We start from the raw sequence: 17,600 nt of genomic DNA, 5'->3' as shown, positions 1-17,600 counted from the left end.
AAGGTGCATCATGAAAAATTCGATTTTTCAACTGTGGCAGACGGTCGAGGCCCTGACGCCCGCTGAAGCGGCCCGCATCGACGCAGCTGATCCGATTTCCCCCGTGTACGGGCTGGCGATTGATAGTGTGATGCCTTGGGAGGATGTCGCTCACCAGCGCAAGCGGATCGAGGCCGGATGGCGCTGGCAGTACATCGCTCAGTGCGGCATCTACTCCGTCGATGAAGTCTCGCGCCTTCTCGTGTCGGCTGCGTCCATGCCTGAACTCCCATGGCAGGAGCGATTGGGAGCTCGGTCACGCCTTTTCGATCTGGCGATGGACAGCAATGGATACCCCATCGCACATACATTCGCACTTTCGCTAGCCGCCTGGGCGAGCGGCCTGCTGATCCGCGAGCGGGGAGATGTCGAGAGTCTCTTAAGTGGCGGGGTGTCGCGGCTTGAGGGACTTCCGGTGCCAGGCAACACGCTTCCAGAGGTTCGAAGTGGCTATGCGGGCTTTGACATGCTCTCGATGGCGCTGATGCAACTGGTAGCGGACCAGGTCGAATGCATGCGAGAGGAAGCGCGCCCTGCTGGAGTGGCTTGGCTTGCGCAACTCGCTCATGAGGTGGCTGAGCGTCTGGGCATCCCTTTGATCGCTTTCGACAAGCGGGCTCCGCTGCGTGTTCGTTCTGTGCGCGTCAAGGTAGCAACGCAAGACATCGACTCCTCCGCCAAGCCCAGTGCCCCGGACATTCTTACAAGTTTCTTTGTGGAGGACCTCGGTCGTGCGGAGGCTGCCTTCTCTACGGGCAAAGCAGGAAAGGGGCTGAGTCAGTTCATTGCGGCTGGCACAGGTAATTTCGAAGTTGATCGAGTTGATGTGCGTGATGAGGACTGTGTCGAGGTAGTGCTCGACCGCATCCGCCCGGACAGGATCCCCGTTGGTAGGTGGCCCTCGGACCACGCCTTGGTCTTCAGCCAGCAGCTGGCAGTGAACGAAGCCGTCTCAACGCTGGGCGATGACGCTGGGCTGTTCGCGGTTAACGGGCCGCCTGGTACCGGTAAGACGACGCTGTTGCGAGACGTGGTAGCGTCAGTCGTAACCCAGCGAGCCATGCAGATGGTCAAGTCGCGTACGCGGAAGTTCACGGACAAGCAGGTCTTCAAACTATCCGGGGTGTCGCTACCCTTCTACAAGATGCACGAGTGCCTTCAGGGCTCCTCGATCGTCGTAGCGTCCAGCAACAACGGGGCCGTCGAGAACGTGTCTCTTGAGCTCCCGGGCGCCCAGGCCGTGTCTCAACGAGTCAACCCGTCGTACTTCCCCGAGATTGCGTCGAGAATCATCGGTAAGCCCGCATGGGGTCTGATAGCCGCGCCCCTCGGTAAGCGCTCGAACCGCAGCGAGTTCCTGAGCCGCTTCTGGTGGGGCGAGAGTCGTTCCGCAGATCCTGACTCCGAAAAGGCACCCGGCTTGCGCGAGCTGCTGCGCTCCATTCAACAAGGTGTGTTGTCGCCGCGCATTTCCTGGGATGACGCTGCCGCAAAGTTCAAGGAAGCTGTGGAATGCGAAGAGCAAATTCGCGCCAAGATGCTGGCGCTGTCAAAGTTACCTGAGCATGTTGCCCACATCACGCTTCGACGGAACAGTGACCAAGCGGCACTGACTCACATTGAGGAGCAGCTTTACGAGCGGGAGTCGGTGTCCCAGGCTCTACGAGTTCAATCCAGCCTCGCTACAAAAGACCTGTGGGCTGCGGTAGAGGCGGTCAACCGGGCAGAAACGGCTCAGAAACTCCATTCCCTGACTAAGCCCGGTGCACTCGCTTGGATGGCGACGTTGGGGCTGGCAGCCCGGGAATGGGGTGAGAGAAACCAGGCGCTTCTTAAGGAAAGCCATGCAGCACGCCAAGCTGCCATCGCCAAGCAAGCCGCACTCGATGCGATCACTTCTGAAATGGAGCAACTCAACGCACACATCGAAGCACTTACCAAGCGACAGAATCTGCTGGCAGAAGCGATTGATGCAGCCGAGGCCAACTTGGAAACACACGAATTCAAGCTGCGCGCGGCGATCAGCGAGTTGGGCTCCAACTGGCCGATGATCAACGTCGATCCATCGCAGCGTGAGCATTCCTCGCCCTGGGCCCACCCGGCATGGCTGAAAGCCCGTGAAGAGGTGTTCCTGGCTGCCCTGGACGTTCACCGTGCCTTCATCGAGTCGCACCCTACGCAGATGATCGCCAACCTTGGGCTCGCAAGCGATTGGTTGAATGGCAAGCCTATGCCGCAGGACCTGGCTAAGCTGGCGCTGGACTCGCTGTGTCTTGTTGTACCTGTGATTTCCACCACTTTCGCGTCGATGCCGCGCATGTTCGCCAGCGTTGGTGGCCAGGCAATCGGATGGCTGCTGATCGATGAGGCGGGGCAGGCCGCTCCATCGCATGCCGCTTGTGCGATCTGGCGTGCGCGCCGCACTGTCATCGTGGGTGATCCCCGCCAGCTTGAGCCCGTCTCCACCATACCAGTGGAGGTGGAAGACATGCTCGCAAAAACGCTGAAGGTCGAAGACGGGTGGCTCCCCAGCCGCGTATCAGCTCAGAGTTTGGCTGATCGCTCTGCACGTCTTGGCACTTTCATTCCTGATGAAGCTGGCGAGAAGATCTGGGTCGGATGCCCCTTGCGACTTCACCGTCGCTGCGATGAGCCAATGTTCACGGTCAGCAACACAATTGCCTACGGCGGCATGATGGTCCATGGCAAGCTTGGCGGCACCCCAAACAACTTGCCACCCAGTGGATGGCTTGATGTGCAGGGCGTGGTTGCGGCGGGCCATTGGATCGTCGAAGAAGAGGCCTGCTTGCGTAAACTGGTTGCGGGCATCCTCGGCAACGGAGCCCATGCAAATGAGATTGCGATGATTTCTCCTTTCCGAGATTGCGCACAGAACCTTCGCCGCGTCGCGCGCGAGATGAGCGTTGACGGCGGCAAGGTGGGCACGGTACATACGGCACAAGGGAAAGAAGCGGATGTGGTCATACTTGTGCTGGGTGGGGACCCGCGCCTGCCGGGGGCGCAGGCTTGGGCTGCAAGTAAGCCCAATCTACTGAACGTCGCCAACTCGCGGGCGAAGAAGCGCCTATACGTGATCGGTGACCGCAGTCTTTGGCAGAGGCAAAACTATTTTTCAGTACTGGCCGATAGCCTGCCTGTCCTCAACACGGCGGACATCAACGTGTGCCGCTAGCGCTACTCTTCCGACGGGTCCGCGTCCTTTGAAGACGGCACGGGCACTGAAAGGATGTCGGCGATGCTCGCATCAGCCGGACTGTCCATTCCGACACCTGGTTTCACGATGTCATCCCAGCCCGTCTTTTTGCCATAACGGGCCTCTAGGATGGCCAGGTGAAGCGCCTCCCTACAACGCAGCACAAAGCCCTTTGTGAGGAGGTCAAACTTCTCTGGAGCTTCCTCGCGCAGTTTGCGCAGGGCTTCGGCGAGCTCATTGATTTTCTTCTCCGCAGGGCTGACCTCAAGGGGGAGGGGACTGTCCGCTCTCAGCATGCCCCCTTCGCCGGTGAGCAGCCAGTTCATATTGACGCCATGTGAATAGAGGAGGGTTAGGTGCGAAGTTGTGAGCGCGTTAAGTCCTAATTCATATCTGCGAAGGGTTGCTTTGTTCACATCCAGCTGTGTAGCGAGATCATTCTGTGTGAGCCTCATGCTCCTTCGCCAAGCGCGAAGGCGCTCGCCGATCGCTATGGAGCCGAAATTTGGAGCTTCACTAGGGTCCGCTTCATGTGACCCAGGAAAGTTACTTTTTTGCATCTTTTTTAAGGAGCTTCAGTCAAAAAGTGACGTTTTGGCGAGCTTTTTGATACACTGCATTTACAGATTTTTGCAGTTTGTATCTTTTAGCAGCCATGCAGGACGCAGCCATTCTTAATCGTAACTTCTTGTTGCAAGCCCGTGAAGCCGCGAAAAAGCCCGAAGGTGGGCTTACCACGGGGCTTTCACCCACCATGTTGAAACGCATCGGAGACATGACCAACGCCGAGATCGAGCAGTTCTCTCAGCTTCTTCCGATCACTATGTTCACGCTTCGCGTGGACCCGGCCGCGCTTGATCGAATTCTGGAAACCAGCAAGACCAAGCCAGCCGCTGCAGCAAGCTACCTCGTCAGTGCCCTGGCAAGGTGACAGGTAAAAGATGCTTGAGCAGATCGCCTCTTGGGTGGTGGCCAAAGATCTCATTGAAGCAAAGCTTCGGCTCACCATAGTTCACTCGCTGACCGGTTTGTCGATTCCGCAGTTGAGAAATCTGTGGCGCGACATCCACCACGACATCCCTCGGAAGGGCAAACTACCCGAGTCGTCACTCTCGTTCATGTCGAACCGCACCGAGGCGGCTACGCTATCAGCCTTCGTCGGTGTCCACCTGCAATTGTTCGGCGAGCCCTCCAGCAAGCCGGAACACCTGCTCCAATCCTGGCGTGCGCACCGGGAGATCCTGGGCGAGCTGGACATCAATGCTGCCTACTTCGCGCTCCGTGACGTGCGCACCCAAATTGTCAACTTTATCCGCTGTGGCGGATGTGAGGGGCAATACATACATGACGCTGGCTCCTACCTGACAAGTCGCTGTCCCCACTGCGGGACCAACCCCATCGGCTAAATCCACGATGAGCCTGTTCAAAACGTTGCGTTCCTGGTGGGGCTCGACGGGCGATGCTACGGTTCAGAAGGTCGACACGACCCAAATCGACCTCGAAGTCCCGCGCTATCCGCCTTTCGTCAAAGGCCTGCCGGCAGTTGCACCGGAGCGCCTGATCCAGTCTCAGGACGAGCTATTGGTACAGCTGGCTCGGGTGGTCACCGTGAGCAAGCCGCTCTACGAGCAGCACTACCTCGGAGTGCTTCGGCGCTTTGTCTCCTACTGCCACCTTTTGCCCGCATCACAGGCCCACCATCACCGGGGCGCGGGGGGCTTGCTTCGTCACTCGATCGAGGTCGGCTTGTGGGCGGCGCAGGCTAGCGACAAGCTGCTTCTGGATCTTGGAAAGACGCCAGCCCAGCGCAGACAAATTGAGCCTCGATGGCAGCTCACGGCGTTTGTTGCTGGCCTGTGCCATGACGTGGGCAAACCAGCTATCGACCTGGTGGTGACAAGTCATGATCGCACCAAAGTTTGGAAGCCTCTGACTGAGAACCTGTCGGACTGGGCTTCTGCAAATAAGATTTCTGCATATTTCCTTGATTGGCGGGTAGGGCGTGCCAAGCAGCACGTGGTGCTGTCAAACCTGATCGCCGATCGCATCATCGGCTCAGAGACGCTGGCGTGGATCGACGAGGGCGGAACTGAACTGGTGGTGTGGCTCATGGAGTCACTTAACGCAAATCCCGGGGCCCGGAACCCCCTCTACGACCTGGTAGTGAAATCGGATCAGGCAAGCGTCGAGCGTGACATGAAGTCACTTGGCGTTGCAATGGCTGGATACGAGCTCGGGGTGCCGGTGGAACGCCACTTGACCGACATCATGCGACGCTTGATCCGCGAGGGTGTCTGGCAGGTGAACGAGCCAGGCGCTCGCGTTTGGAACATTGACGGTTCGATCTTCTTGGTATGGCCAGCGGCAGGCGATGAGATCGCCAGTAAGGTCAGAGAAGATGGGGCGCAAGGTATGCCGCGCACCGGCGATGGAGTCCTAGACATGCTTGTGGAACGCCATTTGGCCTTCTTGCGAGATCATGAGGACGGCGATCGTTTTTGGAAGGTCGCTCCAGAGGTTCTGGAGGCCAAGTTCAACAAGAGGGTCGTTCTCACATGTGTGCGTCTGAAAGACGACGCGATGATTTCCTCAGTGCCCCTTGCTTCAGTGCAAGGAGTGGTAACGAACGGCCCGAATTCCCAGCCTGTCGAAGCTGTGCGCGAGAAGACTCCGGAGCCTCAAGAACAGCCCAGCTGCGCTGCTGCAGGGGCGAGGGAAGAGGAGCCAGCATCAGAGGCGATTGAGCAGGCGGCTACGCCCAAGAAGCCGCGCGTCTCCAAGCCGAAGGCGAGTGGCGCGAAGAATGAAGGCGACGACTCCCATGCGCCGTCGGAAGGCTCTGGGGTGCGCACCCCGGCCCAGATGGAGATCGACCCAACGACGGGTGAGATCTTCAACATAACAGTGACCAAGGCAGACGGTTCGCAGCGCCAGCTGGCGGTGCGCAAGGGGGCCTTGGCCGGCGACGGCACAAGTGGGCTTTCTTCACCTGTGGCGTTGAAGCTCAAACCAAAGGAAGCCGAGTCGCCGCAAGACGACCAGGTCGTCCAAGCGGGACAAGTCGATCCGAGGTCGCTGCCAGAGCTATCAGCACCGGTAAAGAAGGCGAAGCGCCAAGGAATTGACCTCAGTGCTCCACCAACACTGCAGTTTGATGGCGCGGTGGGGGAGCTGCTCGAAGCCTTGGCGGAGGATCTGAAAAGTGGCACCAAGTCCTGGGAAACTGACGCCCGGGTCGATGAGGAAGAGATGGTGCACCTCAAGTGGCCAGTTGCGTTCAGCGGCTATGGCCTTTCTCCCAAGGCCATCTTGGACGAATGCTCGTCGAAGCAGTGGCTGTGGATTGATCCCTACCGGCCAATGGTACGGGTCATAGATTCGCTGTTCCAGGGAGAACCGTGCAAGGCTGTTAGGCTCAATCCAGAAGCGACCTATACGCTCCTGTACAAGGCAAGCTACAAGGGCGAAAGCCAAGGCACGCTACACCAGCCGTCCAGTGCGCAGCAAGCAACCAAGTCTTCCGATCCACACGCGCACGAACAGGGCGAGACCGCGCCTTCCCAGAATCGTGCCTCTGGCCAGGTAGCGGCGGCCGAGCAGGGGACATTGGACCTAGACGGTGGACCTCCAGCCTACCTGGATGAGGTTCCCCAAATGGCTATGGATGACATGCCTGCCCCCGTGGCATTCACTGACCTTGGAGAGCCGGATGCGCCGAGGCAAGCACCCGCAAGAGCTAAACGATCCCTCAGGCCAGATACGGGAGCGAAGCAACCGGTCGCGTCCGCAACCGAGCGACAGAAAGGTGATGCGCCGGTGGACTCCAAACCGGCCGCTGTGCCAAAGCCGAAGGCGGGAGAGGGATCCAAATCGTCGCAAGGCAGCGGTGGGCAAAACTCCAAGCCTTCGCTAGCTCAAAAGCGGTCAACGTTGATCGCCGAGCCATTGCAGCACAAGAGCCCCTTCCAAGAGACGAAGTTTGACAAGTTCATGGCCATTGTGAAAGCTATGGATGGAACGCTGACTGGTGACGGCTGGATTTCGCTGGACCGCAAGGCGTGCATTGATGCCTGCAAGGCTCAAGGGTTAGATTTAAACCGTCGTGACCTGCAATCCTTTACGGAGTATGCGAGCGACTATCTCAATATCTCCGGAGCCAGTGTTCGACTGAAAACTGCGAAGTGAGAGCTTCGGGCTCCAGGTGCTGCATGTTCTGGAGAGACACCACCGCCGCCGACACGTGGGGAGTGGTGGGTCCAGCGCTATCGAGCTGTTTGTACACCCAAGCCCGCCTCCTCCAGGAAGCGCGACTCCATCCCTTCTGAGATGGCGCTGCTCAGCATGAGCGTTGAGCGGGGCCGCGTCATCCCCACATACATCAAGCGACGCTCTTCCTCTTCGGTGGAGTCGGTGTGGGGTAGGGTGCCTTCCTCGCACCCGGCGATCCACACGTTGTCCCATTCCAGGCCCTTGGAAGAGTGCAGCGTCAGCAGGTGCACCACACCTTGTTCAACGTCCTTCTCCTTCTCGCTTCTGGAAAGGATGTTGAGGCGTTGAAGCAGGCTTCCTTGAAGCCGTTCAGTGAAAGTCTTCTGCATCATAGTGAGCAGCCTGCGCTGCGGCGGCTTGCAGTGGGGAGCAAGAAACGCCGTGATGCCGAACACCACCAGGTTGACACGACTCTTGCGAGCTTGCTCGGACCAAGATATGTAGCCCTCCCGCAGGGCGACCGCCAGCTTACGAGATTTATCATCCGGGGCAGAGTCGATAGCCGCATCAAACCGCGCCAGCACATTGCCACAGTTGGCGCGCGAGTGCTCGTTGACCCAGGAGTTGCTGCCTCCGCAGAACGAGATGGCGTTGGCCATACCCATCCATGAGTCGGTAGCGACGCTGCGGATCAGGCCAGAGTAAACGGCGCCCACGCCGTGCTCCCATATCGATTTGCTCCCAGCTCGCCTCACTTCTATCCCTGCCGACTTTAGGAAAATCTCGATTTCATCGAGCAGGAGGTTGGTGCGCGCGAGAACTGCCCATTCACCCATGGACTTGGGGTCGAAATTTCTCATGGCCAGGGCGTTCGGATCGGTGTCAAGTGCTGACCCGGGTTCGATACCAAGGATCGCCTTGGTAAGGGCTGTGGCTTCATCCATTCGGTCTGCGCGCCGGAAGACCTTTATGGTGCCCAATTCAGTTTTCTCGGCCTTGATGTTCTTCGCTGCGCGGTTGGCGTTACACGCAATGAGCTTTGCGGCGTGCATCAGGATGTTCGGAGCGCACCGGTAGTTGACGGGGAGTGACAGATCGACCGAGTTGAGGGCCATCGAAACGTCTTGGAGCCCCTCGTAGCCAAGCGCGTGGCGGAACGAGTAAAGGCTTTGGTCGTCGTCCCCAACTAGCGTTATCTGAACGCCGTTCCTCCCGTGTGCCAGGATCCATTCCATCTGCACTGCGTCCATGTCCTGGGCTTCGTCCACCAGGAGCCATCGGATAGGGAGAGGCTGGATCGATCCATCGAGCATCCCCCTGGTAGCGCGCAAAAGGATATCGCTGAAGTCCATCGCGAGGTCCGCAGCAAGTGCATCTTCATAGGCCTTAAAGATCCTCTCCATGAGGATGTCTTCGAAAACGTATGGGGTCACCGATCCTTTGGCCTGGTCCACCTGCTTGATGACATCCTCAAACCTGAGGCTCGGGGCGAAGTCCTTCCAGCAACGTCTGAGGACGGCCATGCGCTCACCGTCATTGATAAGGCGCGGCATCTTTCCTCGGCTGTTGCGACGAAGCTGGTTGAGAGCGAGGGAGTGAAACGTTCCGACAGCGATGCGCCTCGCGTGATCGGAGTGGCAGGATGCCATGATGCGCGAAAGAAGCTCAGTGGCCGCATCGCGAGTGAAGGTGACTGCAGCCAGACGGCCCAGCTCGTTGTTTGTGATGATGTGGCCAGCGCGAGCTGTGAGTACGCGGGTCTTGCCTGAGCCGGGGCAGGCGAGGATGGTGCAATGCCCCGGCGTGAGGACGGCTCTCTCTTGGAAGCTGTTCAGCTCCACGAGTGCGTCAGGCGACCGCCAGTGCAGGCTCTGCTTCCGCCGAGGGAGCAGCAACTGAAGTTGGAGCGGGATCCGCTTCGACATCGGTGGCAGCTGCTACTGGCGTCTCGGCCCCGGGTTCGAGTTGAGTGCCCTTGCGGGGGTCAGCTGCGTTAGGTACGCCGTTTCGCTGCGCAGATGCTTGGGCACGAAACACCAGAATGCGAGCCTTGCCGCAAGTGCGCAGGAGAAGGCTTTTCGCGTCGTAGGCGCTTTTGCTGCGTGCACGGTCGCTAATGAGCGTGGCCATCCAGAGGATATCCAGACAGATGCACAGCTTGTCCAGCAGCAGCAGCAACTCGTGAAACCGCCGCTCGCGTGGGGACGACATCTGCATTTCGTACTCCATCGGGTGGGTGTACTCAACATCAGTTGCGCCATCCAGGTCCACGCCGTTGTTGTCAGCGACGGTTTTCAGGCGAGTTATCTCTTGCTTCATGGAATCCGAGCAGATGCCCATAAGGCGATCGACCTCGGCATCCACCGTGAGACATTCTTCTTCACGCTTGAAGTTGCGCATGGTGACGCTGAGCGTGATGACGGTTTCTGACCATAGCTCGTGAGCTCGCTCATACATCTCCTGAGCGTGACGCGTCTGCAGCTTGAGCTTCTGCTTAAGGAATGGCATCGACTCCTTGCTCATCCGCTGCAGGCGCTGCTTCTGCTGCTTCACATACCATGGCTCGAAGGGCGGTTGATCGCGGTTGCGGCGCGCGCCTTCGCCAGCCTTGGCCACGGCCTGGGGCTTGGATCCTTCTTGGGTGGATGATTGAGCATTCGTCGCGGATGGCGATGAGGCCTCGCTGGTATCGGTGGCAGCTGCTTGCGGCTTGCGGGGCGAGCGGGGCGCGCGCTGGGGCTTGGGTGAGGCCTCCGCGGAGGCTTGAGGCGCCTCGGTTTGAGCTTGGGCAGTGGCTTCGGTCACTTCAGCCATATGTACTCCTAGGGTTGGACAACGGTCAGACGATGGTACGAAGCAGCCCTGTTAAAAATGGGGCGAAAAGCTTTCGATTCCGCAGTTGTTCAAAGAAAAGAGTGGCGAGGTGGTGAAGCTCCCCCCGCTTGTTGACATCCCCGAGAACTCGACGGTACCATCGGGCCACCTTTGAGCGATGTGCGTAACGCCGTCCTCTTGTATGCGGAGCTGGCCTCATCAGACTAATCCAGTAGTTGTTCCAGGTGAACAACCAGTGCGGCAAAAGCTGTTCTGTTGAACTTTTATCGAACACCGTAATGCGTGTTCTTACGTTGCCTAGCAACGATTGGAGCGAAGCTCCCAACCCTCATGCTGCGGGTTATTGCAGTTGGATTGGGAGCGCGAGTAAGACCTGGACTTCATCCCGTTGGGATGTTGATGGGCGTCCGCTGCAATCCTGCCTTCGATGGCACATCAACGTGAAGAGCTTGACCCCAGAAGGGCTTCTCTTCCCGCCCCGCGTGATGCGGGCCGGTTTTTCACTCACCAAAATCTCTAACGTCGTAATGGCGTTTTTGTGTTTTCGTGCGTGCCAAACATTGCTTGTCTCACAGGACAAGCGATGCAGTTCCCATCTTCGGATGGGTTTCAACGTCCTTGGGATGCTATTCCCAAGGGGGAATGGCATTTCCTTGGGCATTTTCTCTCAAAGGAAACACCATGACTCTCGTTCTCGTTGCTTGCTGCATCTCTGGCTACATGATTAGCCGTCCTGTGGTGCGGGCGTTCGGTCTGTAATCACCTTCAATGAATCGTGGGCTTAGGCCCACGATTCATTTCAGTCCGTGGATACCCCGCAGGCCAGAGAGTTCTGAAAGCGAATTCTCTGGCCTGCGGGGTGCTGCGGACTTCCAAGTCCCGTGAAGCACTCTGTGGGGTTTTTCAACCATCACAGGGGTCAATCATGGATCTAGTATTTCCGCTTTCTCTTTGCATCGTGGCTGGTCTCGTGATCAGCAGCCCTCTCATCCGCGCAATGCGTCGCTGATGGAGGCGCCGTGAAAGCACACGAAGCAGAAAAGCACCCTCTAGTTAGCGCTGTTATGAGAGCGCTACCTATTCGCTCCGCAGTTGAACTCCATGCCAGGCTCAGGTCCGGCGAGGAGAATTCTCCAGCGTTGCGCGCCGCAGTGCGTGATGCAGTGCGAAAAGCAGGGAAGGTTCTCAAACATGCTTGAAGACGCCGCCTTCGCGCCCGCCGTGGCGCGAGGCGGTAGTTCTCTCGTATGAGCCCGATGCCGGGTTCATACGAGAGAATTGCATGCTACTTCGGTAATCGAGTAGCTTCAATGGGTCGCTGCCCCGCCACATGGCATTCAGCAAACACTGTCACGAAAGTGACCATTTTTAACCCTGTCGGGGCATTCCCGCAGGGGAGTGCCTCGTCCTCTTGGAGGTACTCTATGTCTGACGATTTGAGCATGTTCATCGACATGCCCGCCGACGAATACCACAGCGACCCCGCCGTGGTAGGGCATTCGGCACTTGTTTCGCTCCTTCACTCTCCCAAGCACTATTACGCTGATCTGCAACGTGGCCGCAAGGTCACGCCTGCTATGGAATTCGGAACCGCGTTTCATACGCAGGTTCTTGAGCCAGAGCGGTTTGCAGCAGAGTTCGTAGTCAAGCCCAAGTTCGATCTTCGGACGACCGTGGGTAAGGAGAACAGCGCAGCTTGGGATGCAGAAAACCCGGGGAAAACGATTATTTCTGAAGCCGACAAGGAGTCGATCGAAGGAATGTTCGCTGCGCTGTGTGAGAGAGACGATATCGCTCTGAAGATCCGCAACAGCTACCGTGAGAAAAGCTTTTTCTGGACTGATGAAGATACCGGCATTGAGTGCCGCATCCGACCAGATTTGCTGATTTTCGATGAGATAACCGGCGAGATCATCGGCGCTGCCGACTTGAAGTCCGCACAGAACGCATCTAAAGCCAAGTTCGCCAGGGAAATTGGTGACCGAGGCTACGACTTGCAGGCAGCGTTCTACTCGGACGCTATCAGCGAGGCGCTCGGCCGCCGTATCCCATTCTTTCTCATCCCGGTGGAAAGCTCGTACCCCCATGGCGTCGCCTCCTATGAAGTTGGCCCCGTCACGATGGAGGTTGGGCGAAAGAAGTACCGGACAGCTTTGCAGCTGCTGCAGTGGTGTCGTGAAAACGCCCGCTGGCCAAGCTATCAGCTCGGTGATTCGGAAGTGATCGAGGTTCCCTCTTGGTACGCGCGTAGCGTCCTGGAAGAGGCAATCTAAGCGCGGGCCAGGCCTGCGAAAAAATCAGCGGGCCTAGAGGCCTTTTTGAAGCCCACGCGGGGAGCGTCACCCTGCATGGGGTGGTGTTCCCCTATTTTTTGGAGAAACACCATGTCTCAGTTGATGGGAAACATCCGCCGCACCACATCGGCTGCGGGCGGCGCCAGCGCCGAGATCTACAACCTTGACTTCCCCCGGTTACTGGAAAAGCACAAGGGTGCGATCGAGCGCGCATTGCCGAACCACCTTTCCGTGGACCGGATCATGCGTGTCGCACTCACGGCCTACCGCAAAAATGACTCGCTCGCAAAGTGCCAGCCGATCAGCGTCGTGGCAGCCGTGGTCCAGGCGTCGCAGCTTGGACTGGAGTTGCATCAAAACGGCGAGGCATTCCTGGTCCCGTACGAAGATGAGTGCCAGCTGATCCCCGGCTACAAGGGCCTGATGAAGCTGGTTCGCAATTCCGGCCTTGTGCGCGACATCTTTGCGCATGAGGTCCGGATCAACGACTTCTTCGACTATGACTTGGGTGCCGCTCGCAGGTTGGTACACAAGCCGATGGCAGGGGAAGGCAACTTCCCAGCGCCAGACAGCAGTCGAGGGAAGGTGGTTGGCTACTATGCCGTGGCTTTGCTGCACGATGGAACGCCCACCTTTGTGATGAAGCACCAGCTCGACGTTGACGCGATCCGCGACGCGACTCGCGGCTATGCGGCTGCGAAGCGGAGAGGTAACACCACGCCTTGGGACACTCATCCTGTGGCCATGGGCAAGAAGACCCTTATCCGCCTCCTGTGCAACTCTCAACTACCGATGTCGGCTGAACTGCAGATCGCGCTGCAGCTCGACAAGGCTGACCTGATGGGCGTGAAGCAAGGGATCCAGCTGGAGCAAGCAGCTGACGGGTCCTATGAGCCGCCAGCATTCGACAACCTTCCACCTGTGGAGGTTGGCGACGGTAACGATGGGGCTCGACAGCCTGCCCAAAGCAGGCCCGCTTCCCGTGGTTCTCAAGGCCCACGTGCTGAGCGCGAGGCTACGGAGAGAGCGCCGCAACCTCCCGCAGAGCGACCGCAACGGACCGCTTCGCCCGTGAGGCCTGCAGCGGCCCCTCGAACGCCAGCGCCCCAACCAGCGCCTGCATCCACTAGGTCTGGGACTCCTCGCCCCCCCCAGAGCGAAGCCCAACCCCAGCACCAGGATCGACTCAAGTCGAGAGCGGAGCAAGAGTTGGACAACGAGCTGGCGAGCATGCGCAGTTGCCGCGAGATGGTCGATCTTGATGAGATCGTCATCAGGCTGGAGGCGCGCTACTCTGGCGCGCCATTGGAACTGATCAACCGCACGTACGATGAAATGCGAACGCAGCTCAACCCGACGCGCCGCGATCTTTTCACCACGGCCTGATGGCCCGTAAACACCCCCCATGGCTTCGGCCAGTGGGGGCTGTTTTTCAGCAGACATTGAACGCAGTGTGTGCCGAAAAACAGTTTTTCATCCTCCGCCGTAATGGCCTTGGATAAAAAAAGGTAGCTCGCCTTCCCCAAGCAGCAAATCAATCACTTTCTTAACCCTTGGGGGCACGTTTCCCCTATGGGGAAGCATGTCTCCTTTCTCAGTGGAGGAACCATGTTTTTTGAAAAGAAAATCGATACACGTAGCAAAGAGTCGGTGGCGAAGTTCCTACTGGATCATTTCCGCTACTACACGATGTCTTCTGTGAATCGTTCTACAAGCTATGCCAATTGCGTGAAGGTCAACCGACTTGGCTTGACAGGATCTGCTTTGGAAAAAGCCTACGAGTTCATCTCGGTGGAAGATTACTGGGACGAAATTTCCAGGCCTATCCGTGATTTCGAGCGCGAAATGATGGGCGCTTACACCATTGGCACCAATGGCCGCTCGGGTGGATATTTGGTACTGTTCGAGTCTGAGATCTACGATCCTGGCTACAAGAGCACGTGTCCCAAGTGTGGCCAGCTGAACTATCAACTGGTGAGCCCAGCCAGCCATTCATGTGGCGTTTGCAGGGCCGAGCGGAGGAACCTCAAAGCGCCGCTTCGTTGGACTCGTACCAAAAGCAGCTCGATAGACCAAGGCATGACCATGGATGACTTCATGGACATGTCCTTGACCGGGTTGAAGGATCGCGCAGACCTGGTGCTGTCCTTTGACCGCGCCTGCGATCGCGTCCGCAATGAGTTCATCAGTGCAATCGAAAAGTACATGGTCGTCGAGGCAACGGTCATGGTTCCGACACGGGTCCGCCGTCTCGAACGCATGTGAGGTCGCATGAAACTCGTTTTATGCGCCGTCACTCAAGGCTACAAGGGCTGCTTCATCCACCAACACACGGATGGCACGTTCACGTGGCAAGACCGGCATCTCGTTTCTCGACCTGCTAAATCATGGCGTGCTGCTCAGATGGCTATTACGGCCAGCCTGAAATGATGACCTTAACCCCGTAGGGAGTCCTCTCGGCCTCTCATTGGAGATTCAAAATGAGTTTTTCGCTCAACAAGCAAATGATCGTTGGCAACCTCGGACGTGATCCTGAAATCATCCAAAGAGGCGATTTCAGGATCGGTGTTCTCAATGTAGCAACGACCGAGTCATGGAAGGACAAGGCGACCGACGAGTGGAGGAATCTTGTCACCTGGCATCGCGTGATCCTGCGCAATGGCGACGTCGACTATGCGGAAAAGAACCTCCGCAAGGGAGACTCCGTGTACGTCGAGGGCGTCACCCGCCATCGAGCTTGGAAGGACGGTGATGAGCAGGAGCGCATCACCACGGAAATCAACGCACAGGAGCTGCGACTGCACGCAAGGGTTGCGCCTCGTAGCGCCGATGCACCTTCTTTGGCGCGTCGCAATGCCGCGCCGACTGGGCCTCAGAGTCAACCTCAACAGGATGACGATGAGCGCCCCGAAGGGCCTGCCCACGGCGGCCACGACGAGGCTTACGGCGACCCTACGCGAACCGTCTTCTAAGGGTCGTAGCTGTGAGCGTGCTGCGTAGTCGTCAATCCATCTAGCGGCAGCGCCGCAATTTCGTCCCAGCCGGGAAACCATCCCGGTTGGGGCGGTGTATCGGCTGGCTTTCCTTCCGAGTCGGGGCATACCGAAATGTCCCACTGGGCGTTTTGGTATGCCTCGATTCGGGGTCAAACTAGGAGTAGCCATGTCATTTCGTGAAAGAACCGATGCTGAATGGAAAGAGTATTGGATACAGTATTGGAACAAGGCGAGATCGTTAGCCGGTGGGCGCTGGGACTCCATCTTGAGAACCCTGGCCCCAAGCCTGACAGATGCCTTGAACCAAGAGGGCAAGCGTCACGTCCCCTGCCCCGTGCATGGAGGTACTGACGGGTTTCGAGTGTTCCCCAACTACCACGAAAGCGGTAGAGCTATCTGCAATACCTGCGGCCACTTCCACGATGGATTCAGTGTCCTGGAGTGGGCAAACGGTTGGACGGCGAGGCAAACGGTGGAAGCTGTGATGGCTTTCCTGACGGGTGACTCCAGTCACCGCTTCACTGAACCGGTGCAGCGCCAGCTGCCGCCGAAGAAAGAGGCCAAGCCGACCCGGAGCAATGATGAGAAACGCGAGTCTCTCAACAAGACGATGCAGCGGGTTGTGCCCATGTCCCACCCCAGCGCCGAGCCCTTGAGGCTCTATCTGGCAAGACGTGGACTTGCACCGCTTAAGTCTCCTTCGGTGATGTTTCATCCAAGGCTGGCATACAGCGACGGGGACCGGATCACAGGGTTCCACCCTGCCATGGTCGCCGTCGTGCAATCCGCCACAGGAGACCCTGTGACTCTCCACCGGACGTACCTCGATGAGGACGGCCGCAAGGCGGATGTTGCGGAAGCCAAGAAGCTCATGGCCTATTCCGATGATCTGAAGATCTTGGGCGGGGCCATTCGGCTCATGAAGCCGGGGAAGGTCCTGGGTGTAGCAGAGGGGATCGAGACCGCCTATGCCGCGAGCGAGGGTATGGGTATCCCTGTCTGGGCCACGGTTAACGCCACGATGATGGAGCACTTCGTGCCTCCTGATGAAGTGGAATTGATCATTGTGTTCAGTGACAAGGATCGTCCTTCGCCGCGACACCCAAGAGGCCATGGCCAAGAGGCCTCCCGAGCGCTTGTGGGACGGATGTGGGCGATGAACAAGAAAGCCATGGCGATCACACCCAAGGGCGAAATTCCTGAGGGGCAGAAGTCGCTGGACTGGCTGGATGTTCTCAACCGTGATGGTGCCAAAGGGTTCCCCAGCTTCGAAGCGGTTCGCCGCGCGATGCTGGAGCAAGTCTTCGGCAAAGCCGCGTGAGGAAGCTCATCGTGTACGGAGTGATCAACTTCAACATGATCGACACCACGCCCGGTAGCAGCTCGGCGTTTGCGCCGCCTACTGGGTTTGATGGCGACTACAGGGCGTTCCTGATCCGCAGGATGAATACCGACAAGGGCGTTCATCAACACGTGGCAACGGTTGCCCGCATGTACCGCGCTGGCTCTACACCCCCTGTCTATCTCGGCCCCTACGCAGACATCGCGGCAGGGCTGATGCAGAGGGTGTGGACCAAGATGCACGCTTCCAGTGAAGCGGATAAAGCGAGGAGGCAGGCATCGCCCGACGCACTATGAATGAACCATGCCCCGTCAGGGGCTGGTTTTCCAAATTCCATCGCCAACGGTGGCATCTGGAAAGCCGCTTTCAAAGCTCTGTGGCTATGCCCTGAGTTTTAAAGTTCGCGCTGGAGAACTGAAATTCCAGAGAAGCCAGGGGGAAACTCTGATGGCTTAGGCGCTGCGTGCGGCGCCTGGAAATCACGATCTTCTCAAGTCGATGTGGACGTCTTGCTCCATGCAGGGCCTACCCCAGTCTCTAGCTCTGCTGGGGGCTGCGGTAGGCCCTGTATGGGGTGTCTGCAACCACGAGAGGAGTTCGCCAAATGGCAAATCGCATTTGCAGCCAGGGTCGCATGACCATGGCATTCAAGAGGGCTGCCAGCCCGTCGC

General features: G+C 58.2%; 13 protein-coding genes and 2 pseudogenes. 11 read left to right on the top strand and 4 right to left on the bottom strand.

The annotated features are described in order from the left end of the window. Positions 1-10: 10 nt before the first annotated feature. Positions 11-3,232 (top strand): ATP-binding protein, encoded by a 3,222-nt coding sequence (locus ACM14_RS02930; RefSeq protein WP_065345263.1) that lies wholly within the window; start codon positions 11-13, stop codon positions 3,230-3,232. A gap of 2 nt (positions 3,233-3,234) precedes the next feature. Here the strand turns inward: ACM14_RS02930 and ACM14_RS30400 are convergent, their stop codons facing one another. Next, positions 3,235-3,579, bottom strand: coding sequence for a hypothetical protein (locus ACM14_RS30400; RefSeq protein ID WP_065345262.1), 345 nt, complete (start codon positions 3,577-3,579; stop codon positions 3,235-3,237). 36 nt (positions 3,580-3,615) lie between these two features. Next, positions 3,616-3,813 (bottom strand): annotated as a pseudogene (locus ACM14_RS32705) (helix-turn-helix domain-containing protein); the annotation flags it as partial. A gap of 95 nt (positions 3,814-3,908) precedes the next feature. On the opposite strand from ACM14_RS32705, the gene ACM14_RS02920 reads away from it, so the two are divergent. The 3 genes from ACM14_RS02920 to mobH are packed head-to-tail and all read left to right on the top strand — an operon-like array spanning position 3,909 to position 7,438. Further along, positions 3,909-4,184: a hypothetical protein gene (locus ACM14_RS02920; protein WP_065345261.1), complete on the top strand. Its 276-nt coding sequence runs from the start codon at positions 3,909-3,911 to the stop codon at positions 4,182-4,184. 10 nt (positions 4,185-4,194) lie between these two features. Then, on the top strand, positions 4,195-4,659 hold the full coding sequence (locus tag ACM14_RS02915) for a FlhC family transcriptional regulator (protein WP_046989155.1): 465 nt from the start codon (positions 4,195-4,197) through the stop codon (positions 4,657-4,659). Between the two features lie 7 nt (positions 4,660-4,666). Continuing rightward, positions 4,667-7,438, top strand: coding sequence for a MobH family relaxase (gene mobH, locus ACM14_RS02910; RefSeq protein ID WP_065345260.1), 2,772 nt, complete (start codon positions 4,667-4,669; stop codon positions 7,436-7,438). Positions 7,439-7,515: 77 nt separating this feature from the next. Here mobH and ACM14_RS02905 read toward each other — a convergent pair whose 3' ends face one another. Both ACM14_RS02905 and ACM14_RS02900 read right to left on the bottom strand, forming a co-directional pair. Next, positions 7,516-9,303, bottom strand: coding sequence for an ATP-dependent helicase (locus ACM14_RS02905; RefSeq protein WP_065345259.1), 1,788 nt, complete (start codon positions 9,301-9,303; stop codon positions 7,516-7,518). Positions 9,304-9,310: 7 nt separating this feature from the next. Continuing rightward, positions 9,311-10,276, bottom strand: a complete 966-nt coding sequence (locus ACM14_RS02900) for a hypothetical protein (protein ID WP_139093351.1) — start codon at positions 10,274-10,276, stop codon at positions 9,311-9,313. Between the two features lie 1,445 nt (positions 10,277-11,721). On the opposite strand from ACM14_RS02900, the gene ACM14_RS02895 reads away from it, so the two are divergent. The 7 genes and pseudogenes from ACM14_RS02895 (at position 11,722) to ACM14_RS02870 (ending at position 17,225) form a co-directional block, all read left to right on the top strand. Further along, the gene (locus ACM14_RS02895) at positions 11,722-12,570 is read left to right on the top strand and encodes a PD-(D/E)XK nuclease-like domain-containing protein (protein ID WP_065345257.1); all 849 of its coding nucleotides are present in this window, start codon (positions 11,722-11,724) and stop codon (positions 12,568-12,570) included. Positions 12,571-12,681: 111 nt separating this feature from the next. After that, on the top strand, positions 12,682-13,977 hold the full coding sequence (locus ACM14_RS02890; protein ID WP_065345256.1) for a recombinase RecT: 1,296 nt from the start codon (positions 12,682-12,684) through the stop codon (positions 13,975-13,977). A 222-nt stretch (positions 13,978-14,199) separates the two neighbouring features. Continuing rightward, complete coding sequence (locus tag ACM14_RS02885) at positions 14,200-14,856, top strand: hypothetical protein (protein ID WP_065345297.1); 657 nt, start codon at positions 14,200-14,202, stop codon at positions 14,854-14,856. 215 nt (positions 14,857-15,071) lie between these two features. Further along, complete coding sequence (locus tag ACM14_RS02880; RefSeq protein ID WP_084027271.1) at positions 15,072-15,563, top strand: single-stranded DNA-binding protein; 492 nt, start codon at positions 15,072-15,074, stop codon at positions 15,561-15,563. Positions 15,564-15,720: 157 nt separating this feature from the next. Beyond that, positions 15,721-16,005, top strand: a pseudogene (locus tag ACM14_RS32700) (primase-helicase zinc-binding domain-containing protein); the annotation flags it as partial. Positions 16,006-16,071: 66 nt separating this feature from the next. Next, positions 16,072-16,908, top strand: a complete 837-nt coding sequence (locus tag ACM14_RS02875) for a toprim domain-containing protein (protein WP_254661983.1) — start codon at positions 16,072-16,074, stop codon at positions 16,906-16,908. 35 nt (positions 16,909-16,943) lie between these two features. Further along, entirely contained in the window at positions 16,944-17,225 is a 282-nt protein-coding gene (locus ACM14_RS02870) for a hypothetical protein (protein WP_139093350.1), read from the top strand. The last annotated feature ends 375 nt before the right edge of the window (positions 17,226-17,600 follow it).

This window comes from Delftia sp. JD2, from assembly GCF_001682645.1.
Classification (GTDB): Bacteria; Pseudomonadota; Gammaproteobacteria; order Burkholderiales; family Burkholderiaceae_C; genus Comamonas; species Comamonas acidovorans.
Note: the sequence above shows the minus strand (reverse complement) of the source record. Positions and strands in the feature narration are given on the sequence as shown.

Excerpts from the sequence above, each read along its gene's own strand:
- ACM14_RS02930 (WP_065345263.1), top strand. The coding sequence starts at position 11 with ATGAAAAATTCGATTTTTCAACTGTGGCAGACGGTCGAGGCCCTGACG.
- ACM14_RS30400 (WP_065345262.1), bottom strand. The coding sequence starts at position 3,579 with ATGAACTGGCTGCTCACCGGCGAAGGGGGCATGCTGAGAGCGGACAGT.
- ACM14_RS02920 (WP_065345261.1), top strand. The coding sequence starts at position 3,909 with ATGCAGGACGCAGCCATTCTTAATCGTAACTTCTTGTTGCAAGCCCGT.
- ACM14_RS02915 (WP_046989155.1), top strand. The coding sequence starts at position 4,195 with ATGCTTGAGCAGATCGCCTCTTGGGTGGTGGCCAAAGATCTCATTGAA.
- mobH (WP_065345260.1), top strand. The coding sequence starts at position 4,667 with ATGAGCCTGTTCAAAACGTTGCGTTCCTGGTGGGGCTCGACGGGCGAT.
- ACM14_RS02900 (WP_139093351.1), bottom strand. The coding sequence starts at position 10,276 with ATGGCTGAAGTGACCGAAGCCACTGCCCAAGCTCAAACCGAGGCGCCT.
- ACM14_RS02895 (WP_065345257.1), top strand. The coding sequence starts at position 11,722 with ATGTCTGACGATTTGAGCATGTTCATCGACATGCCCGCCGACGAATAC.
- ACM14_RS02890 (WP_065345256.1), top strand. The coding sequence starts at position 12,682 with ATGTCTCAGTTGATGGGAAACATCCGCCGCACCACATCGGCTGCGGGC.
- ACM14_RS02885 (WP_065345297.1), top strand. The coding sequence starts at position 14,200 with ATGTTTTTTGAAAAGAAAATCGATACACGTAGCAAAGAGTCGGTGGCG.
- ACM14_RS02880 (WP_084027271.1), top strand. The coding sequence starts at position 15,072 with ATGAGTTTTTCGCTCAACAAGCAAATGATCGTTGGCAACCTCGGACGT.
- ACM14_RS02875 (WP_254661983.1), top strand. The coding sequence starts at position 16,072 with ATGGCTTTCCTGACGGGTGACTCCAGTCACCGCTTCACTGAACCGGTG.
- ACM14_RS02870 (WP_139093350.1), top strand. The coding sequence starts at position 16,944 with ATGATCGACACCACGCCCGGTAGCAGCTCGGCGTTTGCGCCGCCTACT.